We start from the raw sequence: 19062 nt of genomic DNA on the forward strand, positions 1-19062 counted from the left end.
CCGGGTCAAACGTTGCGGCCAAGATCGATTGGTTTCTGCAGGAGAGGAGCGGACTTTTCAGGTCCCTACCAGCGGATCACCACGACCCTCTGGCGGCCATTGCCCAGTTCGACGGCTTCGGTGCCTTCCGCTTTACGATTTTGCGCCTTCGCATCATCGATGATCTCGATCTCGGCCACATGGGTGGCGAACGCCTCATCCACCTCGGCGACGCAAAGAAGGGTGTCGGGGGGAAGATTTTCGACCTGTTTCAGAAAATCGCGAAGCGTCTGCGCCATGATATGCCTCCGGTTCCTTCACAACCGGTCGGGCCAAGTGGAGTTCCTTCGGACATTCCGCGGGATCTTCGTCGTCGCGTGTGGGGCAGCTTTCCAGGCCTTCAACCCCCTGGAATGACCATGCCGACCATGCTACATCCCGTGGTCTCAAGCGGTCCCGTAGCTCAGCAGGACAGAGCAGCGGTTTCCTAAACCGAAGGTCGGAAGTTCGAGTCTTCCCGGGATCGCCAGTTTTTCGGCAAATGTCATTCCTTATCGTCCCACCCGTGCGACGGCGGCTTTGGCGTCGTCGAGATCGGGGGCGTCGATGTGGCGGTAGCGGGCCTGGACGAGGCCGAAAAGGCCGAAGGCGAAGAGGCCCAGGGCCGTGAGGGCCAGCAGCACCCAGCCATAGGGCTGCTGTTGCAGGGCCTGGAGGGCACCGCCGAGGCCGTGGGCTTCCGAAGACGAAGCGTGAAGGGCGGCCAGGATCAGGAAGCCGCCGATCATCAGGAAGACGACACCGCGGGCGCCAAAGCCCATGCGGCCGAGAGCGGCGATCCAATTTCTCTTGTCGACAGGCAGCGACAGACGTTCCGTTACATCGCCGCGCCACGCCTTCCAGATGAAGGCGAGGCCTGTCCCTGCCACGGCAGCTCCGACGAGACCGACCAGCCATTGGCCGAAGGGCTGGCTCATCAGCCAGGCCGTCCATTCCTGGGCGGCCTGGTCCTCACCGCCGCCGGAGCCCCGGCCGAGGGCGAGATTCAGGGTGGAAATGGCAAGACCGGCATAGATGATACCGCTGGCCAGATGGGCGCCCCTGACGCCCCACCCCTTCATGTCCGAGCCGCGATGGTCGGCATCGGTCAGCGCTTCCAGAATACGCCAGACACAGAAACCGAAGAGACCCAGGGCGATGAGAACAAGCCAGACTTTGCCGAAAGGCTGAGCGAGGAGAGTCTGCAGAGCGCTGCGGCTGCCTCCAGTCCCGCGCCCCGATCCAATGGCGGCGAGAAGGGCCAGTCCGCCGACAAGCCCGTACACCACGCCCCGCGCACCATAGCCGAGACGGGCTAAAGTCTCGACGGGGTTCTGGCGGGTCGTGGGCATGGATGCGGCTCCTTCTGTCAGAGGTGAACCGCCTCGCCGTCACGGATGTTCCTCACGATGACCGGCTTCCCTCAGGAAGGATGGTCCGCGACGGATCCACTCTGCTGACGCCAGATCGTCAGGAGCGCGGCCATCAGAACGGGGCCGAGAAAAAGGCCGATCAGACCGAAGGTTTCGAGGCCACCGAGAATGCCGAGCAGGGTCCACAGGAATGGGAGGCGGACCGTGCCGCCGATCAAGGCAGGCTGGATGATGTTGTCGCCGATCAGCATGACGATAGCGCCCCATCCGATGATTGCGGCCGCCGCGACGATGGTGCCACCTGTGAGGACAAACACAATGGCAGCAGCACTGAAGGCGAACCATGCCCCGAAGGGCAGCATGGCGAAGGCGGTGGTGAGAACCGCGAACAGGGCGGCGTTCGGCACGCCGGCTATCATGTACCCGATGCCGATCAAGATGCCTTCGCCCACGGCAACGAGGATCGTTCCGTTGACCGTTCCCCTCACGGCGGCCGCCATGCCCTCCGCCAGACGTTCACCGGGATCCCCGAACCAGCGGTCGATGATGGCGAGCACATGGCCGCCGATCCGGTCGCCGCTGCGCAGCAGGATGAAGAGCGTCAGGAAGGTGAGGCAAGCATGAAAGAGATGCGACAGCAGCGCGCCGCCGAGCGTTCTTGACCATCCGGTCACGGTCTGCCTGTCGATGTCGTTCAGGATCTGCTCGGCGGAGTGAGGCCGTGCCAAGTGGGTCTGCCACCAAGCGTCGAGATGCCGACCGATGAGGGGCAGGCCATGAACCCAATCCGGCACGGGCACGCCGTTTTGCTGCAATTCCGTCAGCCATCGCATCGCGAACTGACCTTCCCGGCCGATTTCAGTAAGTACAAGAGCGACGGGAATCAGGAGAAGCACAGCGAGACTTGCCGTGACGAGCAGCGGTGCCGCCATGCGCGATCCGCCGAGACGGGCCTGGATTCGGCGGTAGAGCGGCCAGACGCTGATGGCGATGATCGCGGCCCAGCCGAGCGCGATCAGATAGGACTGGATCATCCAGAGAGCCAGCACCAGAAGGAACGCCGCGCCGACAAGCCGTGCCGTCCGGCGTGCATCGAGAGCAGAGTCGGTTCGCTGTGAGGAGGCTGGTGCTCGCTCTAGCATATCGGGAATCTAGGGGCCCCGGCATGCCCGCCAATGGCGGGTCAGCTCTTCGTCATTCGCCGGGTCAGGGCCGCAGCATCCTCAGCGAGGGGCGGTCCCGCAAGCAGCAGCAGGAGGAGAGCAAGGGGCAGCGAGAACAGAAAGCCGATCTGGCTGAACCCGATAGCGCCAATGACGCCGCCGATGAAAAAGGATGCAAACAGGAGGACGAGCAGGCGCAGCTTGTCACGATCCGCCAGGACCCGGTCCGGATTATGCGGATTGCGATTCCAGTAGAGCAGCTTGCCGAGTTCGATGCCGATATCCGTCACGATGCCGGTCACATGGGTCGTGCGCATGCGTGCGCCCGAGATCTTCGTCACGGTGGCGTTCTGAAGGCCCATGATGAAGCAGAGCAGAGGCACGGCGATTGCGACAAAGCCAGGAGATGGATGAGCGAGCCAGCCCAACAATCCGAAAGCCAGAAGAAGGAAGGCTTCGAGCATCAGCGGCATGGCATAGCGGCTGCCCAGGTGATGGCGTCGCCCCCAGTTGATCAGCATGGCCGAACAGGCCGCGCCGAGGACGAAGGGCAGGAAGGCCGCAAGGCCGAGCCCCACGAGGCCGACAGAGCCAAGAGCCATGTTGTCGGCCATGGCGGAGATGATGCCCGACATGTGCGAGGTATACTGGCCGATGGCCAGAAAACCCCCGGCATTGATGGCGCCTGCGACGAAGGTGAGAGCCATGCCGAGGAGCGTATCGGCCACTCCTGTTCGTTCGGAAGCGGCGATGGTCTTCACCGACCGGATCGTGAAATCGCGGTGTTCCGGATTCGTCGACTGAGCGCTCATAAGCTTCAGCCTAGCGCATCGTGCGGAAAAGTGGATCCGGTTTTCCGCACGATGCGCTCTTCAAAGAGCGGAGCATCGGATCAGATCCCAAAAGTGGGTCCACTTTTGGGTCCGACGCTCTAGCGCTGATCCCTGCTCAGATTCAATAGACCGAAAGGCTGCCCGGACGCCGGGGACCGGGCAGCTTCTGCGTTCCTGCTTATTGCTTATTGCGCGACGGTGGTTGAAGCCGAGGCGCGCCGATCCATGGGCGGGATGCGGAAGGTCCTGAGGATCTCGGCCTCGCCGACGGGATCCGCCAGCGAAGAACCGCCGAGAAAGACCTGGATGGTGCCGGCCTCGACGAGATAGGTGCCGTCATCGAGGTGGAAGCCGAGCGACTCGACGGGCACGCGCAGGGTCACCTGCTTCGTCTCACCGGGTTTGAGCGCAATCTTCTCGAAGGCCTTCAGCTCGCGCAAGGGACGGCTGCGGCTTGCTACCGGGTCGCGGGTATAAAGCTGCACGACCTCCTGGCCTTCCCGTGCGCCCGTGTTTTTCACGTTGACCGAGACTTCCAGCACCTGGCTCTCATCGAGCTGCTTACGTGCCAGCGTCGCACCGGAATAGGCGAACTGCGTGTAGCTCAGGCCCCAGCCGAAAGGATAGAGCGGCGTGATCGCCTCGTCGATGTAGTGCAGGGTGAAACGGTTGTTCGGCAGAGTGGGGCGTCCGGTGGGAAGCCGGTTGTAATAGAGCGGCATCTGTCCCGTGGCGCGTGGCCACGTGACTGGCAGCTTGCCGCTCGGGCTCACATCGCCGAACAGCACATCGGCCACGGCAGGGCCTGCCTCCGTGCCCGGATACCAGACCATCAGGATCGACGGGATACGGTCCGCCACTGGTCCCAGCACCTGCGGGCGGCCACCCATGATGACGAGAGCGACCGGCTTGCCGGTCTTGGCGAGTTCCTCCAGTACTTCGATCTGCTTGCCGTTGAGCTCCATATGGGCGCGAGAGGCGGCCTCGCCGGACAATTCCTGCGGCTCGCCGAAGACGGCGATCACGAAATCCGATTGCCTCGCGGCCTCGAGAGCTGCCGGTACTCCATCCGTATTACGGCAGAACAGGTCGCAGGCCGGCGCATGCTTGACCGATATTCCAGCGGTCTGGGCGCGGCGGCGGATGCCTTCGAGAATCGTAACGCTGTCCTCCTTGTGACCGCGCGCGGCGTGAGGACCCATCTGGTCGTGTGGCGCGTCGGCGAGCGGTCCGACGACGGCGATGGAGCGTACGCTTGGCGGCACCGGCAGCACATTGTCCCGGTTCTGCAGCAGCACGAAGGTTTCGCGGGCGACCTCACGGGCAACCTGACGCGATTCCGGCGAGGGGAAGGCCGAATCCAGACGGGTCGGATCGATATCCGGACGGTCGAACAGGCCCATGCGGAATTTGGTGCGCAGCACGCGCCGCACGGATTCGTCGATCACGCTCTCCGGCACGCGTCCTGCGCGCACCTCGTCGGGCAGGTGCTTGATGTAGAGCAGGCCCATCATGTCCATGTCGACGCCGGCGAGGATCGCCTTGCGGGCCGCCTCAGCGCCATCCGCCGCGATGCCGTGGTTGATGAGTTCGCCGATGCCGACCCAATCCGAGGTGACGAAGCCGTCGAAGCCCCATTGGGTGCGCAGCACATCCGTCAGCAGCCATGGGTTGGCCGTCGAAGGCTCGCCGTTCAAGGCATTGAAGGCGGCCATGAAGCTCGCCGTGCCCGCCTCCACAGCCGCCCGGAACGGCGGCAGGTAAGTGTCGTACATCTCTGCGCGCGGGATATAGGTGGTGTCGTAGTCGCGTCCGCCCTGCGGCGCGCCGTAGCCCGCGAAATGCTTGGCGGCTGCGGCAAGGCCGCCCTTGCGGAAGCCTTCGACGCGAGCGGCGGTCAGCGCAGCGCCGAGCGTGGGGTCCTCGCCAAATCCTTCGACGATGCGACCCCAGCGGCTGTCGCGTGACAGGTCGGCCATGGGCGCGAAGGTCCAGTTCACCCCAACATAAGACGCCTCCTTCGCGGCCCATTCGGAGGCGAGCCGGGAGATGCGCGGGCTGAAGGCGGCAGCCTCCCCTAAAGGAAGCGGAAACTGGGTGCGGAATCCGTGCAGGACGTCGAGGCCGAAGAGCGGCGGGATCTTGAGGCGGCTTTGGCGTGCCAGGGCCTGGGCGCGTGCCACATCCTGGGCGCTGTTGAAGTTCAGGAGGGCACCGGCCTTGCCCTCGGAGATGTCCTCCCAGCGCAGCGGCGGACCGTGTGAGACAAGATTCAGCTGGCCGACCTTCTCCTCCAGGGTCATCTGCCCAAGAAGCTCGTTCACGCGGCGCTCGATGGATTGCTCTTTGGGTTCTTGGGCGCCTGCCGTCGGGAGGAATGGAGCCATCATAGCCAATGCAAGCGTCAGTTGCGTCAAGCCAGGGACATCAGAAAGCCGCACAATTATCTCCTTTTGGAACAATAACACTTTATCGCGAGGTTCCCTCGCTTGCCGCCCGCTCGTGCTACATAAGATAAGTCGTGCAAGTGGCGTCTGGGGGCTGCCAGGTCAAATCATATTTTAGAAAAGCCTTATGCATCTGCTGCCTGTGTCGTTGAAGCTGTCCCTGCTAAGCCTGTCCTGCGCCCTGATCATGTCGGGTTTCGCGCTGGCGGCGGCTGCCTATGTCAGGAATTCAGCCCTCGTTGCTGCCTCGGCGGGGCTTTTTCTGCTGCTCGCCGCCGGGTTTCCCTTCGTGATCGGACGTCAGGTCAGGCGGGATCCCGGAGAGCAGGAGAATCTCTCCGACGAGTATTCCGTGTTCGACGATGTGACCGTGGCTCCGTTCGAGCCACCTGTCGCGTCGTTTCCTCCATTCGCTGATTTCTCCGCTTTCGAGGACATGCCAGCACCCGACGAGGACGATGCGCTGCGCCGCATGCAGAAGGCGCAGGCCGTCGACCGGCTGCGGGACGGCATCACCCACGACCTCAACAACCGGCTCATGGTGATCAGCGCCAATATCGATGCGGCGGCGCGCCAGCTGAAGGATCAGCCGATCCTGCAACGAAAACTGCTCTCGGCCCTTGTGGCCTCCGATCAGGCCGCCAAGCTCCTCGCCCAATCGACCGCCTTTGCCCGCCAGGGCGAGTCGAAGGTGCAATACGTGAACATTGCCGAACAGGTCAGTTCCGTGGCCGAACTGATGAGCCGTTCGCTGTTGCGCGACACGGTCGAACTGCGCCTCTCTCTCGCGGAGGATCTCTGGTCCATCGAGGCCAATCCCGATGATATCCAGACCGCCATCGTGACCTTGAGTGCCCATGTTCGGGACGCCCTGCCTCAAGGGGGCACCATCACGCTCGAAGCCCGCAACGTTCAGGTCGAAAAGGGTTCGCTGCCCGATCTGGCGCGCGAGGGCGATTTCGTGCAGCTCACCATCCGCAGCACCGGTCCCGAGGAGGCACGCCAGGCACCGGAGACCGAACTGGAACAGGCCTTCGCCCTGCGGGATCTCGATCTCTCGTCCTGGCTGTCCCTGCGCCAGAGCCTGCATTTCCTGCAGGGGCTCGGCGGCGCCTCGGAGGTGCGCCGGGATGGAACGGGGACCTCCATCATTCTCTACATTCCGCGCGCCGATGCAGCCACCCTGCTGCCGCCCGGTCCGCTGAGCGAGGACGAGGCGCCCGACGAGAGCGTACAGAACCACACGGAAGTCCTCGTGGTGGACGACGAGCTCGAAGTTGCGCTCGCGCTGCAATCGACCCTGGAAGAATTCGGTTATGTGACGAGCATCGCCACCGATGCCGCGCAGGCCGTGAAGACCTTGAACACGCGCAGGCCCGCGATCGTGCTCGCCGATGTCGCCATGCCCGGCACGATGAACGGTGTCATGCTGGCACGCGAAGTGCGGCAGGTCCTTCCGAACCTGCCGGTACTGCTGATTACGGGCAATCCAGTCGTCACCGGCGAGGACAGCGAGTTCCCGCTGCTGCAAAAGCCCATCGTCAGCCGCGACCTGCATGTCGCCATCCAGCGCCACCTCAATGCGCAGAGCGACAACAAGGTGATCCCATTGTTTCCGCGCGCCTCGCGGCGAGCACGGTAGTCACGATGTGAGGACTGTTGCGGAGAGAGGGGCTACAACCTCTCGCGCCGCGGCGGTGAGAGCCGCAAACAATCGCTGCTGCGGCTTCTTCCAGACCAGAAGCTCCGGATGCCACTGAACACCGAGCAGGAACGGCGCGCCCTCGCTCTCGATGGCCTGCACGATGCCGATTTCGTCCTGGGCGGCAATCTTCAAACCCTGTCCGAGCCGGTCGACGGATTGGTGATGGAGTGCGTTCACCTGACAGGGATTGCAGCTCAAGATTCGGTCCAATCGTGAGCCATGCGCGATGGACACGGTCTTGCGCGGCAGGACGGTGCGCATCTTCGGCGCCTGGACATAAACTTCGTAGATGTCCGTGTGCAGGGTGCCGCCGAGCGCCACGTTGATCATCTGCGATCCGCGGCAGATGCCGAGGATCGGCAGTCCTGCGGGAAGTGCGGCCTTGAGCAGGCCGAGCTCCATCTTGTCGCGTTCTGGATCGATGCGCACGTCGGGCAGAACCTTTCCGCCATAGATCTCCGCACCGATATCGTCGCCGCCGCCGATCACGAGGCCCTGCAGCGGCTCTGTGGGCATCGGATCCCCCGGCACGAGCCGGACCGAGCGCGCGCCGGCGCGATAGAGCGCCAGCCGATGCATCAGGTAGCTGCGCCATCCACCCTGCCTCGATGTTGTGACGCCGATCAGGGGGCTCGTCATGACCGTACGATCTGCTCCACCACGTTGGCCCAGCTCTTGTCCTCGCCCTCGAACGACAGGTAGGCAGAGCCGACCGCATCCAGTTTCCCCCGGTCGCCTGCCAGCCGCTCGACGCAGACCCAGCGGTTCCAGTCCGGTGCGATGCTCCAGCCGGGATCGCTCGCGCGTGCATCGGGCAGACGATAATGGAAAGTCGGGCGGCTGTTGATCTTCTCGTTCGGCAGAACCGCACGCACCCGCCCCGCATCGAAATGATGCAGGAGCGGCAGAAGATCGAGATCCCGATTCCGGGACGCATTGAAGGCGAGGTAGTCGTCGGTGAAGGCGGGGATGTCCGGCCAGTATCCCGGATCCGCGATCCTGCGGACGTATTCGGCCGGGAACGGATCGGCGAAGCCCAGAAGATTGCGGGTCGTATCCGGTGAGGCCTCGCGCCGGAGCCAGGGATTGAGCAGCGCGAAGCTCTTCATGAAGGCCGCGAGGGTCGCCGCATCCTGGCGCGGGATTTCCGGGTTGAAATGCAGGCCGAAGGCATAGAATGGCGCATCCTGCGTGCCCTTGGCGCCGACCCCGCGCAGGATCGTCAGGACCCGGTTGAGTTCCTGCAGTCGGTCCATGGCGATCGGCGCCGTGACGAGTTCGCATGGAACGAGATAGCGCGCCGCAAAGCCGAACAGGGCGGCGATCTTGGGCAGGACGCCCCTTTGCGTTCCGGCCTGCTTGCCCGGGTGCAGGATCCGGCTGTCGAGTTCCACCGTCAGATCGCCGATAGCGGATTCCTTCAACGCGAAGGCATGCGGGTCTTCCTCGATGAGACGCCCACCCAGAGCCTCCTGCAGTGCCTGCACGGTCTTCTCGGCGGAAGGGCCCACGAACTCGATCTCGATTCCGACCGTGCGCATCTGTCCCTGCTCGTTGTGCAGGACCGGCGGCAGGGCAAAATCGATCTCGGTTGAGAGCGCAGGCTGCGCCATCGAAAACTCCGGAAAAACAACACGAAAACGTGAGCGCTGAGGGGAACGGGTGCACTTCCGCTCAGGTTCCTCGATCTGGGAGACTTCCGGCCCCGGCCCGGCGGGTGTGGCTTTCCGGCCTGGGGTTGGTTACAAGCCCAGCATCATGATTTCGAGAGATTCGACCTTTGAGCGAGCCGCCTGGCTGGCAGAGCTGCGCGCGACCCTGACTCTGGGCTGGCCGCTGGTGCTTGCAACCCTTGCGCAGACGGCCCTGATCACATCCGACGTCATCCTGATGGGCTGGATGGGATCGGAGGCGCTGGCCGCGGGTGCGCTTGGCACCAATGTCTATTTCGCCTTCCTGATCTTCGGCATCGGCCTCGTCAATGCGACCTCGCCGATGATCGCCGAGGAGCTCGGTCGCAAGCGCCATTCCGTGCGCGAGGTCCGGCGCACGGTGCGCCAGGGTTTCTGGGCGTCGGCCACCGTCGCCATCCCGATCTGGATCGTGATGTGGAATGGCGAGACGCTCCTGCTGGCGATCGGGCAGGAGCCCGGACTTGCGCATAGCGCCGGCCAGTATGTGCGGGCGCTTCAGTGGAGTCTTCTGCCCTTCCTGCTCTTCCTGGTGCTGCGCTCGTTCCTGGCGGCCCTGGAGCGGCCCGGCTGGGCCCTGTTCATCGGCCTGCTCGCCATCCCGGTCAACTTCGCCGCGGCCTATGCGCTGATGTTCGGCTCCTTCGGTCTGCCGGCCCTCGGGCTGATCGGAGCCGGTCTCGGCACGGTGATCTCGAGCACCTTCATGTTCGTGGCGCTTGCCCTCGTCATTGCCTTTCATCCCCGACTGAAGCGCTATCATATCTTCGGGCGCTTCTGGCGGGCCGACTGGCCGCGCTATCGTACCCTCTGGCAGATCGGCCTTCCCATCGGCCTCACGCTCACCTTCGAGGTGACGATCTTCAACGCGGCCGCCATGCTGATGGGCCGTCTCGGCGAGAGCGAGCTGGCGGCTCATGCGATCGCCCTGCAGATCGCCTCCTTCTGCTTCTCCGTCCCGCTCGGAATCGGGCAGGCCGTGACGGTGCGCGTGGGCCGGGCCTATGGCGCACAGGATGCAGAAGGCGTCACCCGCGCCGGCTGGACCTCCTTTGCACTGGGCACCGGCTTCATGGCCGTGACGGCGTCGCTCATGCTGTTCGCGCCCCATCTCCTGATCGGCGCCTTCCTCGACGTGAGCGACCCCAAGAACGCGCTCGTCGTCGATCTGGCGCGCTCATTCCTGGTTCTGGCGGCCATCTTCCAGCTGGCGGACGGCGCGCAGGCGGTCGGCGCCGGGATGCTGCGCGGATTGCAGGATACCCGCGTTCCGATGTTTTTCGCGGCCTTCGGCTATTGGGGAATCGGTCTGCCGCTCGGCGCCATCCTGGCCTTCGGCACCAGCCTTCGCGGAGTCGGCATCTGGATCGGGCTCGCCAGCGCCCTTGCGGTCGTGGCTCTGCTGATGCTGTGGCGCTGGCTGCGCCGCGACAGGCTCGGGCTTGTCACGGCCACCCCGCGGGACGTTCAGGAAGCTTTCGCGAGCTAGAGTATCGGACCCAAAAGTGGACCCACTTTTGGGATTCAATCCGATGCTCCACTCTTTGAAGGGCGCATCGTTCGGCGCGGAAAACCGGGTCCACTTTTCGCTGACGCGGCCCTCTGGGTCCGCACGATGCGCTAGTGCGCCCATCGCCGGGCGCCAAGCATGCGATTTCGCCTTCGCGGCACTCCAGATCACGGCTCGCGCGGCCCGGCCGGCAGAACGATAGCGGACTAAACTAGATCACCTTGGCTTTTCGACCAGAGGCAGCGGTTCGAAATCATCAAATAGTGATGGTTTTCCTTTGCGGAAAAGAAACATTATTCAGGCTATATCAGCGCAGATAATAAATTTCTCAGGCTAGTATTTCGAATTATTCCCTCTCTCTGAAGGATGAGCGAGCGTAGAAAAATTTCCACCGCCTTATTCTTGCCTTCTTAAGGCTCAGTTTCACTTCCAAGCAAAACGCAAGGGGAGTGAGACCTTGAAGAACATCCTCACCCGCACATCTGCAATGGTGCCACTACTTTTCATCGCGGCGTGCAATACGACCGCCTCCAACGATCCCGCCACCACAGGATCCATCTCACAAGCGAATTTCGAGACAAGCAAAGCCTTTCAGCGCGGCACGGCTTCCTGGTATGGGCCGGGCTTCCACGGTCGGAAAACAGCCAGTGGCGAGCGCTTCAATTCCAATGACATGACGGCGGCTCACCGCTCCTTGCCATTCGGTACGAGACTCAAGGTCGTGAATGAAACCAATGGCCGCTCGGTGGTCGTCCGGGTGAACGACCGCGGCCCCTTTGCCCATCGGCGAATCATCGACCTCGCCAAGGGTCCTGCTCTGGCTCTCGGACTGACGGCCGCCGGCACGGGCTACGTGTCTTTGCATCGGCTCGATTAGGCGCTTCTTAATCCCTTCCGGCGATTCTTGGCCCGATTCGGGACCAAGGGTTGCTTACATGGAATCGAGATCGTCTCAGCCGACGAACGTCATCCGCTTTCCGGGCGCACGCTCGTCAGTCAATCCTCATCGCGATCAACGAAGTCTGATGGATGCGGTCTATGCCGCGGGCTCGTTACCGATCGAGGCGGGCGATCATGCAACCAAGGTCATGGCTACACGGCTCACCATCTTCGGCTTCGTCGTGATTGATGAAATGCAGGCGGATGGTACGGCACGTCGGCTTCGTCCCTCCGAGGCGATCCATGCGTCCATGGCGTGCCCCTGGCGCGTCTCGAAACCGACGAGCCGCTATCGGATCGACGACGAATGGTCCAAATCGGATAGCGAGCTGTTTGCCGCCCTGCAGGCGTGACGCGAAGCGAAGAACTCGCCTTTTTCATTCCCTGAACTATTTCCTGCCAATTGCTGGCGCTTCAGGGGATGCCAATGCATCTGGTTCAGATTCTTCTGCCGCTTGCCGACAATCGGGGCCGCCGTCTCGACCGCGCGGTTTATGCACGGGTTCGCACGGAGTTGTCCGAGCGGTTCGGTGGCATCACGAGCTTCACCCGTGCGCCGGCGGAAGGCGTCTGGAAAGAAGGCGGCCATACATCTCATGACGATATCGTCGTGTTCGAGGTCATGGCGCGCGAACTCGATCATCCCTGGTGGGAACGCTACCGCGCCGATCTGGAGCGTCGGTTCGAGCAGGAGACCATCGCGATACGCGCGATCAAGGTGGAAATGCTGTAGTGCCTCGTGCGGACGCAGAGGGTCGCGCCAGCGACCCGAAGGGCCACGCCAGCGGAAAGTGGTTCCGGTTTTCGCTGACGCGGCCCTCCGGGTCCGCGAGAACGATGCGCCAATTAAAAATGAGCGTCGGATCCATCCCAAAAGTGCTCTTCACTTTTGGGGTCGGTGCTCGGGAACCCGAGCCGCACTGCCTCGCTTGTCGATGAAAAGCGGAGCACCACAATGGCCAAGCCACTGATCGTTTCCATTCCCCACAATCTCGGCCAGGCTGAAGCGATGCGGAGGCTTCACGGCGGCATGACAGGTCTAAAATCCCAGTTCGGGGACAAGGTCGCTTCCATCGAAGAAACCTGGAGCGGAAACCGTATGGATTTCCGCGTCGGCGCCATGGGCCAGAACGTCAACGGATACCTTGAGGTGATGCAAGATCAGGTCCGCGTTGAAGTGCAATTACCCTGGATTTTGGCGATGATTGCGGAGAAGGCAAAGACCTTCATCCAGAAGCAGGGAACACTGATGCTCGAAAAGAAGTGATGGCAGCTATAGCCATGAATAGCTGTTCATGAAGATGAACGTAGATGGAACCAAATGGCATCGTCTGCGTTGTGTAATCGATTGCGACCGCGACCCTTCGCTGGAGCGCTTCACTTAAAACATCGCCTAATTCACCCTGGACCGGTTTTTTCGTCCGATCGTGACAGACCCATGTATTTGAGGATCGCGCTATGCATGAGCGTTTGATGACGCAGTCCCGTGCCTTTCGTTCCCCTGCCAAAGCCGATTCGGAAAAACCTCTCCTCGTCTGCTTCTCTCATCTTCGCTGGGATTTCGTCTGGCAGCGCCCGCAGCATCTCTTAAGCCGTGCCGTCAAGCATTACGACGTGTTGTTCATCGAAGAGCCGATCTTCAAGGCAGGCGTGAAGCCGCATATGGATGTGAGCGAGCGGCCGCAGGACGTCACGATCGCCGTGCCGGTTCTGCCGGAGGGGCTGTTGCATGACGACATTATCGCCGAGCAGCATGACCTGATCGAGGAGCTCATTGGCCGTGAAGCCACGAAATCGCGCGTGTTCTGGTACTACACGCCGATGGCCATGGCCTTCACGAGCGATCTCGAATGTGATCTGTGCGTCTACGACAACATGGATGAGCTCTCGCTCTTTCGAGGCGCATCGCAGCAATTGCTCGATCTGGAAAATGCGCTCTTCGCCCGCTGCGATCTGGTCTTCACCGGCGGCATGAGCCTTTACGAGGCCAAGCGCCATCGTCACCGCAGTGTCCACGGTTTCCCGTCCTCCATCGACTTCCAGCACTTCTCTCAAGCGCGCTCGATCGACAGAGATCCCGACGATCAGACGCATATTCCGCATGTCCGCCTTGGATTCTTCGGCGTCGTCGACGAGCGCATGGACATCGATCTCCTGGCTCAAGTCGCCGATCTGCGCCCCGACTGGCAGTTCGTCATGATTGGTCCAGTGGTGAAGATCGACCCTTCGACGCTGCCGCAGCGGCCCAACATTCATTGGCTCGGCGGAAAATCCTACAATGAACTGCCGCAATACCTGTCGGGCTGGGATGTCGGCTTCATGAATTTTGCGCTGAACGAGGCGACGAAGTTCATCAGCCCGACCAAGACACCCGAGTTCCTGGCGGCCGGCGTTCCGGTCGTCTCGACGCCGATCACCGATGTGGTGCGGCCTTACGGCGAAAAAGGCCTCGTCGAGATCGCCAAGGACGCAAAGGAGGTGGTTGCCAAGACCGAGGCCATCTTGGCCCGGCCGAAGGAGGCGTGGCTCGCCAAAGTCGACCGCCATCTGGCGGCCGGATCCTGGGACAAGACCTGGGCCTCCATGCACAAGCTCATGCTAGATGCCACCGGCGACACGACAACCGATCATCCTGCTTCCTCTCTTCCTGTTTATGTCGCGACGCCTGCGGAGTGATCTGGAATGTACGACTGGTTGATTGTCGGCGCAGGCTTTGCAGGCAGCGTCCTGGCGGAGCGTCTTGCCACCGAGCGTAACGAGCGCGTCCTTCTCATCGATCGCCGTCCTCATATCGGCGGCAATGCCTATGACCGCTACGACGATGATGGCTTGCTGATCCATCAATATGGCCCGCATATCTTCCACACCAATTCCAAGCAGATCCTCGACTACCTTTCCCGGTTCACGGAATGGCGCTTCTACGAGCATCGGGTGCTGGCGGAAGTCGACGGCATGCTCGTGCCGATCCCGATCAATCTCGATACGGTCAACAAGCTCTATGGGTTGAACCTCACGTCGGAGCAGCTTCAGGACTGGTTTGCCGAACGGGCGGAAAAGATCGGCGAGATCAGGACATCGGAGGATGTGGTGGTCTCCGTCGTCGGACGAGAGCTCTACGAAAAGTTCTTCCGTGGCTATACCCGCAAGCAATGGGGGCTCGATCCTTCGGAACTCGACAAGTCCGTGACCTCACGTGTGCCGACACGCACGAACCGCGACGATCGCTACTTCACGGACGAGTTCCAGTTCATGCCGAAGCACGGCTACACGCGGATGTTCGAGAAGATGCTCAGGCATCCGAATATCCATGTGATGACGCAGACCGAATACGACGATGTGAAGAACGTCGTTCCCCATCGCCGCGTCATCTATTGCGGGCCGATCGACGAATACTTCAATTTCCAGTTCGGCAAGCTGCCTTACCGTTCGCTGCGCTTCGAGCATATGACGCTCGACAAGGCCTGGCACCAGCCCGTGGGTGTGGTGAACTATCCGCAGACCCATGATTATACCCGCATCACGGAGTACAAGCACCTGACGGGTCAGGAGCATGCCAAGACGGCGCTTACCTACGAGTATCCATCCGCCGAGGGCGATCCCTATTATCCGATCCCGAAGGCGGAAAATCAGGAACTGTTCAAGAAATACGAGCGGCTCGCCCTGGCGACGCCCGACGTGTGGTTCGTCGGCCGTCTGGCCACCTATCGCTACTACAACATGGACCAGATCGTCGGTCAGGCGCTTGCCACCTTCCGGCGCATCAACGAATCCCTGCCTGTCGGTGCTGACACCACCTCGGTGAAGGTCATGTCGCCATCGGCGGCCAGGGTCTCGTAAGAGACTGTGCTCCCGAGCTTTCGCACATTGCTTAAGAAAAAGAGCGGCGCAGATGTCTCCGCGCCGCTCTTTTCATGAAACGAGATTGAGGATTTTACGCTGCGGCCTCGGCTGCCCGGACGGCCTCTTCCAGGCGCGCAGCGCGGGATTCCACGGCCAGCTCCACCAACGCATCCGTCAGAAGGGTTGCGGTCGGATCGGCCAGGGGCTGGTCCCGGAACAGTCGCAGGGTCGAAGTGACCATGCGTCCGCGCCCATAGGAGCGTTCGACACCGAGCGCCACCGGCTTGTGAATCCAGCCGACCACGAGACCGGCGAACACGCGCGCCTGGAAGTCGAGCAGATTGCAGTTCACGATCACGTAATCCGGCAGCACCCGGTCCATGGTCTCGTCGAGGAGGGGGCCGGAGGGGAAGCGGGCAAAATGGCCCGAGCGACGCAGCCAGCCGAATGACGATGCCCAATCGCCGGACCAGAGGGTGCCGGCGCGCGCCTGCACCCGCACGGCCTGCCAATGCGGGAAGAACGGATAAAGCGTCATGTCCTCTTCCGGCAGAAGCAGGAGCTTAGCGCCCGCGCGGACATGATCGGCAATGGCCTTGTTGTGCGTACGGGAGACGATCAGGGTCGATTCCTCGAAGGCACGGGCGATGTTGTAGCCCAGAGCCCGGAAGCGCTCGCGGATATCCTCATCCGGCGACCATACCAGTTCGCGCGCATGAACCGGCTTGGTGCGCTTGGAGTGAATGGCGATGTCGTGGTGGTTGTGTGCGATGAGCTTGCCGCCGGGTGCACGCAGATCGAAGCTGATGCGCCGGAGCGACGGCTCATCGACCGCCGGCAGGGGGATTTCGACACGCCCTAAGTTGAAGACGTCGGGTGCCTTGATAACGGGAAGCGGCAGTCGTTCGGTCTCGCTGCAGACCGAGATCTCCAGCTGGCAATCCTCGAGGGGCTGTCCGGCTCCGTGTGCAATGCAGAGCTCAAGGGCAACCGTTTCGCCGGACCAATAGGAAGCGCGCTCCCATTTCGGCGCGATCACCGTGTCCGTATTGATGATGTGAAACAGTTCGTGGAACACGCGCGGGTTCCGGCGCATGTCGAGCAGACCGTTCGATTCCCAATGGCAGTCATGCAGCTCGGTGATGACGTAGCCCGCCAGATTCGGTTTGCGGCGCATCGACTCGATCTCGTACTTCAAGGCGCGGAACTGCTGCCACTGCGCCGCGATGACGAAGCGGCGCAGATCGCCGAAGACGCGATCCATGCTCCAGTCCGAGAAGCGGTTCTCGACGCCGTGGGCATACATCACGCCCTCGCCCCAATCGTGCCCGGTCTCGAACCACCAAGGCTCCTCGCCCTTCTCGTCACGCAGGTCCTTCGGATAGGGCAGGCCCCAATTGCCGAACTCGGAGCACATCAGCGGCTCGCGCCCGGTGATGACCGCATCGCCATGGGGCGAATAGAGCCACGAGGCACGGCTCGACAATTCGTCGACGAAGATATCCCACTGCGCCCGATGATCGGGATAGGCCGCATAGAAGTGATAATCCGCGATGTCGGATTCCACGTGGAAGCTCGGAGCGAGCGGTGAGTTGTCGACCACGAGGCGCGTCGGATCGTAGGCCTTCAGCCAGGCGAAGGTGCGCTTGAGCCAGTCGCGGTGATCCGCGTCGTTGACGAGATCGACACCCCAGTTCTCGTTGATGATCGTCCAGATGATGATCGAGGGATGGTTTCCGTCGCGGTCGACGATCCCCTTCAGGAGCTTCTCCTTGCGACCGCGTGAGCGGTCGGTGGCCATGCCGCCGTTCGGCAACTCGGTCCAGATGAGAACGCCCATCCGGTCCGCCACTTCGTAATAGCGCGGATCGGCCGCCTTGATGTGGCAGCGCAGGCAGTTGAGGCCCAGTTCCTTCACTTTGCGGAACTGGTCTTCCAGGAATTCTACGGACGGCACTGTGCAGATCGTGTCCGGATAGTAGTCCTGGTCGAGAGCGGAGCGCAGGTAAAGCGGTTCGCCGTTGAGATAGAACTTGCCGTTGCGCGTCTCGATGGAGCGGAAGCCGAAATGATCCGCGATTTCGTCCCTCACCTCGCCGTTGCGCCTGAGTTCGAGGCGGATACGATAGAGGTTGGGATGGTCCGGTGACCAGGCGCGCACATCGTCGAGCGTGAACTCGAACGGCATGGAGGTGACGCCGACCTGTGTCTCGTGCATCTCATCAAGCACCACATCGCCCGACGGATCCGTGACCTCGATGCGGATCTGGGTTGCGTCCGTCAGCGGACGCGCGAAGAAAACGCCCGATGTCACCCGTCCCGTCGTCAGGTTGGGAACGAGGCGGACACGGCTCATGTGATCGGAGATGCGGCGTTCGAGACAGACCGACTGCCAGATGCCTGAGAGCGGACCATACCAGCTCTGCTTGCCGAACGGGATTTCGGCGAAGGGCGAGTCCGGGAATTCGGCCGGGTTGTCGGTCGGGCTGTCGACGCGGACTTTGATCTCGTTCGCGCCCGGCTTGAGGTAGGCCGTCACATCGAACGAGAAGGGCAGGAACCCGCCCTCGTTGTGGCCGACCATCTCACCGTTGATGAAGACCTTCGTATTGTGAAAGACGGCGCCGAAGCGGATCCAGACACTGTCATGCAGCCAGGCTTCGTCGATCTCGATCGTCCTGCGGTAGATGCCGATGCCGGCGCGCATGCGCAGATCCGCAAACTGGGCCTGCCAGGGACTCGGCACCGTGATCTGGCGAACCTCCGCCGGGCCCGACAGACGGTCGTCGGCCACATGCAAAAATTCCCAAGTCCCGTCCAGGCTGATGCGATTGTCCTGCATGATATCTCCTTGAATCAGAGATTACCCAAAGGTTTTGAAAGCGGCGAAAACATGACTGACGGCAAGCAATGCGGGAAGGTATCCGGCCTGCGACATCGCGTGTCCCCGAAGCGCGTTCGACCCATCGGCCCCTCGTCTCTGACTGTCGTCGGTGGCCCGTCTCGAACAACGGAGAAACGCTTCATTTGATCCCGGGGATGGGACGGACCGGGAACCTCCGACCGGCAGGGTGGCGAGACAGCCAGGAACCCGCTCTTTCATCTCGCGTTGCCCTGACAATGCCGAGCCTCGCTGCTCGCCCGACCAACCACCTTTTAAAGAGGCTAGAGATGGCTCCACAGATTCCTGACGATCGCGCCCGACAAGGGCCCCCGGGCCGCCCGGTCCTGGGTGTTCTGATCGGGGCGCTTCTGCTCGCGGGCGTCGCGATTTCCGGCTATATGCTGTGGGTCGGTTCCACGTCACCTGACCATCCCGGAACCGATGCGGCCCGCGCCAATGTGACGGGTTCGACCACTGGCTCGTCCGCCAATCCCACCGACCGCGTCTCCCCTGCAAACCCGGCCTATCCTGCGCCTGGGGCCCAGCCTTCGGCCAACGAAGCGCCGAAGCCGTAACGCTTTTTCCCTTAGGGAGGCCGGGAGAGGCCATCATCCTCTCCTGGCTTTTTTGTTGCGCTTCGTTGGCCGGGCGGCGACTTT

At 62.3% G+C, this 19062-nt stretch carries 17 protein-coding genes and 1 tRNA gene; 10 read left to right on the forward strand and 8 right to left on the reverse strand.

Annotation, left to right across the window (positions count from 1 at the left end; all coding sequences use genetic code 11):
* Window positions 1-65: 65 nt before the first annotated feature.
* Window positions 66-278, reverse strand: a complete 213-nt coding sequence (locus JO965_RS02310; RefSeq protein ID WP_203442114.1) for a sugar phosphorylase — start codon at window positions 276-278, stop codon at window positions 66-68.
* A gap of 153 nt (window positions 279-431) precedes the next feature.
* Here JO965_RS02310 and JO965_RS02315 point away from each other — a divergent pair.
* Window positions 432-508 (forward strand) — tRNA-Arg (locus JO965_RS02315).
* A 22-nt stretch (window positions 509-530) separates the two neighbouring features.
* On the opposite strand, the gene JO965_RS02320 is transcribed toward JO965_RS02315, so the two are convergent.
* The 4 genes from JO965_RS02320 to JO965_RS02335 form a co-directional block, all read right to left on the reverse strand.
* A complete protein-coding gene (locus tag JO965_RS02320; RefSeq protein ID WP_203442115.1) occupies window positions 531-1370 on the reverse strand; it encodes a DUF1206 domain-containing protein in 840 nt (279 codons plus the stop codon).
* 71 nt (window positions 1371-1441) lie between these two features.
* Complete coding sequence (locus tag JO965_RS02325) at window positions 1442-2533, reverse strand: AI-2E family transporter (protein WP_203442116.1); 1092 nt, start codon at window positions 2531-2533, stop codon at window positions 1442-1444.
* A gap of 41 nt (window positions 2534-2574) precedes the next feature.
* Window positions 2575-3366 carry a YoaK family protein gene (locus tag JO965_RS02330; RefSeq protein WP_203442117.1) on the reverse strand — a complete coding sequence of 264 codons (792 nt, stop codon included), beginning with the start codon at window positions 3364-3366 and terminating at the stop codon, window positions 2575-2577.
* Window positions 3367-3572: 206 nt separating this feature from the next.
* Window positions 3573-5828 (reverse strand): glycoside hydrolase family 3 N-terminal domain-containing protein, encoded by a 2256-nt coding sequence (locus JO965_RS02335; protein WP_203442118.1) that lies wholly within the window; start codon window positions 5826-5828, stop codon window positions 3573-3575.
* Between the two features lie 133 nt (window positions 5829-5961).
* On the opposite strand from JO965_RS02335, the gene JO965_RS02340 reads away from it, so the two are divergent.
* Complete coding sequence (locus JO965_RS02340; RefSeq protein WP_203442119.1) at window positions 5962-7476, forward strand: response regulator; 1515 nt, start codon at window positions 5962-5964, stop codon at window positions 7474-7476.
* Here the strand turns inward: JO965_RS02340 and JO965_RS02345 are convergent, their stop codons facing one another.
* Entirely contained in the window at window positions 7477-8178 is a 702-nt protein-coding gene (locus JO965_RS02345) for a gamma-glutamyl-gamma-aminobutyrate hydrolase family protein (protein WP_203442120.1), read from the reverse strand.
* Window positions 8175-9152: an amidoligase family protein gene (locus JO965_RS02350; protein ID WP_203442121.1), complete on the reverse strand. Its 978-nt coding sequence runs from the start codon at window positions 9150-9152 to the stop codon at window positions 8175-8177. The genes JO965_RS02345 and JO965_RS02350 overlap by 4 nt, the downstream gene beginning before the upstream one ends.
* Before the next feature lie 145 nt (window positions 9153-9297).
* On the opposite strand from JO965_RS02350, the gene JO965_RS02355 reads away from it, so the two are divergent.
* From JO965_RS02355 to glf, 7 genes are all read left to right on the forward strand, one after another.
* The gene (locus tag JO965_RS02355; RefSeq protein ID WP_203442122.1) at window positions 9298-10719 is read left to right on the forward strand and encodes an MATE family efflux transporter; all 1422 of its coding nucleotides are present in this window, start codon (window positions 9298-9300) and stop codon (window positions 10717-10719) included.
* 478 nt (window positions 10720-11197) lie between these two features.
* Window positions 11198-11617 (forward strand): septal ring lytic transglycosylase RlpA family protein, encoded by a 420-nt coding sequence (locus JO965_RS02360; RefSeq protein WP_246776717.1) that lies wholly within the window; start codon window positions 11198-11200, stop codon window positions 11615-11617.
* 58 nt (window positions 11618-11675) lie between these two features.
* On the forward strand, window positions 11676-12032 hold the full coding sequence (locus JO965_RS02365; protein WP_203442123.1) for a hypothetical protein: 357 nt from the start codon (window positions 11676-11678) through the stop codon (window positions 12030-12032).
* 74 nt (window positions 12033-12106) lie between these two features.
* Window positions 12107-12412 (forward strand): hypothetical protein, encoded by a 306-nt coding sequence (locus JO965_RS02370; protein ID WP_203442124.1) that lies wholly within the window; start codon window positions 12107-12109, stop codon window positions 12410-12412.
* Window positions 12413-12634: 222 nt separating this feature from the next.
* Window positions 12635-12946, forward strand: coding sequence for a polyhydroxyalkanoic acid system family protein (locus tag JO965_RS02375; protein ID WP_203442125.1), 312 nt, complete (start codon window positions 12635-12637; stop codon window positions 12944-12946).
* Window positions 12947-13152: 206 nt separating this feature from the next.
* Entirely contained in the window at window positions 13153-14355 is a 1203-nt protein-coding gene (locus tag JO965_RS02380; RefSeq protein WP_246776718.1) for a glycosyltransferase, read from the forward strand.
* A 6-nt stretch (window positions 14356-14361) separates the two neighbouring features.
* Window positions 14362-15516: a UDP-galactopyranose mutase gene (gene glf, locus JO965_RS02385; RefSeq protein ID WP_203442127.1), complete on the forward strand. Its 1155-nt coding sequence runs from the start codon at window positions 14362-14364 to the stop codon at window positions 15514-15516.
* 94 nt (window positions 15517-15610) lie between these two features.
* Here the strand turns inward: glf and JO965_RS02390 are convergent, their stop codons facing one another.
* Window positions 15611-18361: a glycoside hydrolase family 2 protein gene (locus JO965_RS02390; RefSeq protein ID WP_203442128.1), complete on the reverse strand. Its 2751-nt coding sequence runs from the start codon at window positions 18359-18361 to the stop codon at window positions 15611-15613.
* Window positions 18362-18690: 329 nt separating this feature from the next.
* Here JO965_RS02390 and JO965_RS02395 point away from each other — a divergent pair, with 329 nt between their 5' ends.
* Entirely contained in the window at window positions 18691-18978 is a 288-nt protein-coding gene (locus JO965_RS02395) for a hypothetical protein (protein ID WP_203442129.1), read from the forward strand.
* Window positions 18979-19062 lie beyond the last annotated feature (84 nt).

The sequence above is a fragment of the Microvirga sp. VF16 genome, from assembly GCF_016864375.1.
GTDB lineage: Bacteria > Pseudomonadota > Alphaproteobacteria > Rhizobiales > Beijerinckiaceae > Microvirga.

What these genes read in the sequence shown, in the direction of transcription:
- JO965_RS02310 (WP_203442114.1), bottom strand. Translation starts at nt 278, where the DNA reads ATGGCGCAGACGCTTCGCGATTTTCTGAAACAGGTCGAAAATCTTCCC.
- JO965_RS02380 (WP_246776718.1), top strand. Translation starts at nt 13,153, where the DNA reads ATGACGCAGTCCCGTGCCTTTCGTTCCCCTGCCAAAGCCGATTCGGAA.
- JO965_RS02320 (WP_203442115.1), bottom strand. Translation starts at nt 1,370, where the DNA reads ATGCCCACGACCCGCCAGAACCCCGTCGAGACTTTAGCCCGTCTCGGC.
- glf (WP_203442127.1), top strand. Translation starts at nt 14,362, where the DNA reads ATGTACGACTGGTTGATTGTCGGCGCAGGCTTTGCAGGCAGCGTCCTG.
- JO965_RS02340 (WP_203442119.1), top strand. Translation starts at nt 5,962, where the DNA reads ATGCATCTGCTGCCTGTGTCGTTGAAGCTGTCCCTGCTAAGCCTGTCC.
- JO965_RS02375 (WP_203442125.1), top strand. Translation starts at nt 12,635, where the DNA reads ATGGCCAAGCCACTGATCGTTTCCATTCCCCACAATCTCGGCCAGGCT.
- JO965_RS02365 (WP_203442123.1), top strand. Translation starts at nt 11,676, where the DNA reads ATGGAATCGAGATCGTCTCAGCCGACGAACGTCATCCGCTTTCCGGGC.
- JO965_RS02330 (WP_203442117.1), bottom strand. Translation starts at nt 3,366, where the DNA reads ATGAGCGCTCAGTCGACGAATCCGGAACACCGCGATTTCACGATCCGG.
- JO965_RS02350 (WP_203442121.1), bottom strand. Translation starts at nt 9,152, where the DNA reads ATGGCGCAGCCTGCGCTCTCAACCGAGATCGATTTTGCCCTGCCGCCG.
- JO965_RS02395 (WP_203442129.1), top strand. Translation starts at nt 18,691, where the DNA reads ATGGCTCCACAGATTCCTGACGATCGCGCCCGACAAGGGCCCCCGGGC.
- JO965_RS02390 (WP_203442128.1), bottom strand. Translation starts at nt 18,361, where the DNA reads ATGCAGGACAATCGCATCAGCCTGGACGGGACTTGGGAATTTTTGCAT.
- JO965_RS02370 (WP_203442124.1), top strand. Translation starts at nt 12,107, where the DNA reads ATGCATCTGGTTCAGATTCTTCTGCCGCTTGCCGACAATCGGGGCCGC.
- JO965_RS02345 (WP_203442120.1), bottom strand. Translation starts at nt 8,178, where the DNA reads ATGACGAGCCCCCTGATCGGCGTCACAACATCGAGGCAGGGTGGATGG.
- JO965_RS02325 (WP_203442116.1), bottom strand. Translation starts at nt 2,533, where the DNA reads ATGCTAGAGCGAGCACCAGCCTCCTCACAGCGAACCGACTCTGCTCTC.
- JO965_RS02355 (WP_203442122.1), top strand. Translation starts at nt 9,298, where the DNA reads ATGATTTCGAGAGATTCGACCTTTGAGCGAGCCGCCTGGCTGGCAGAG.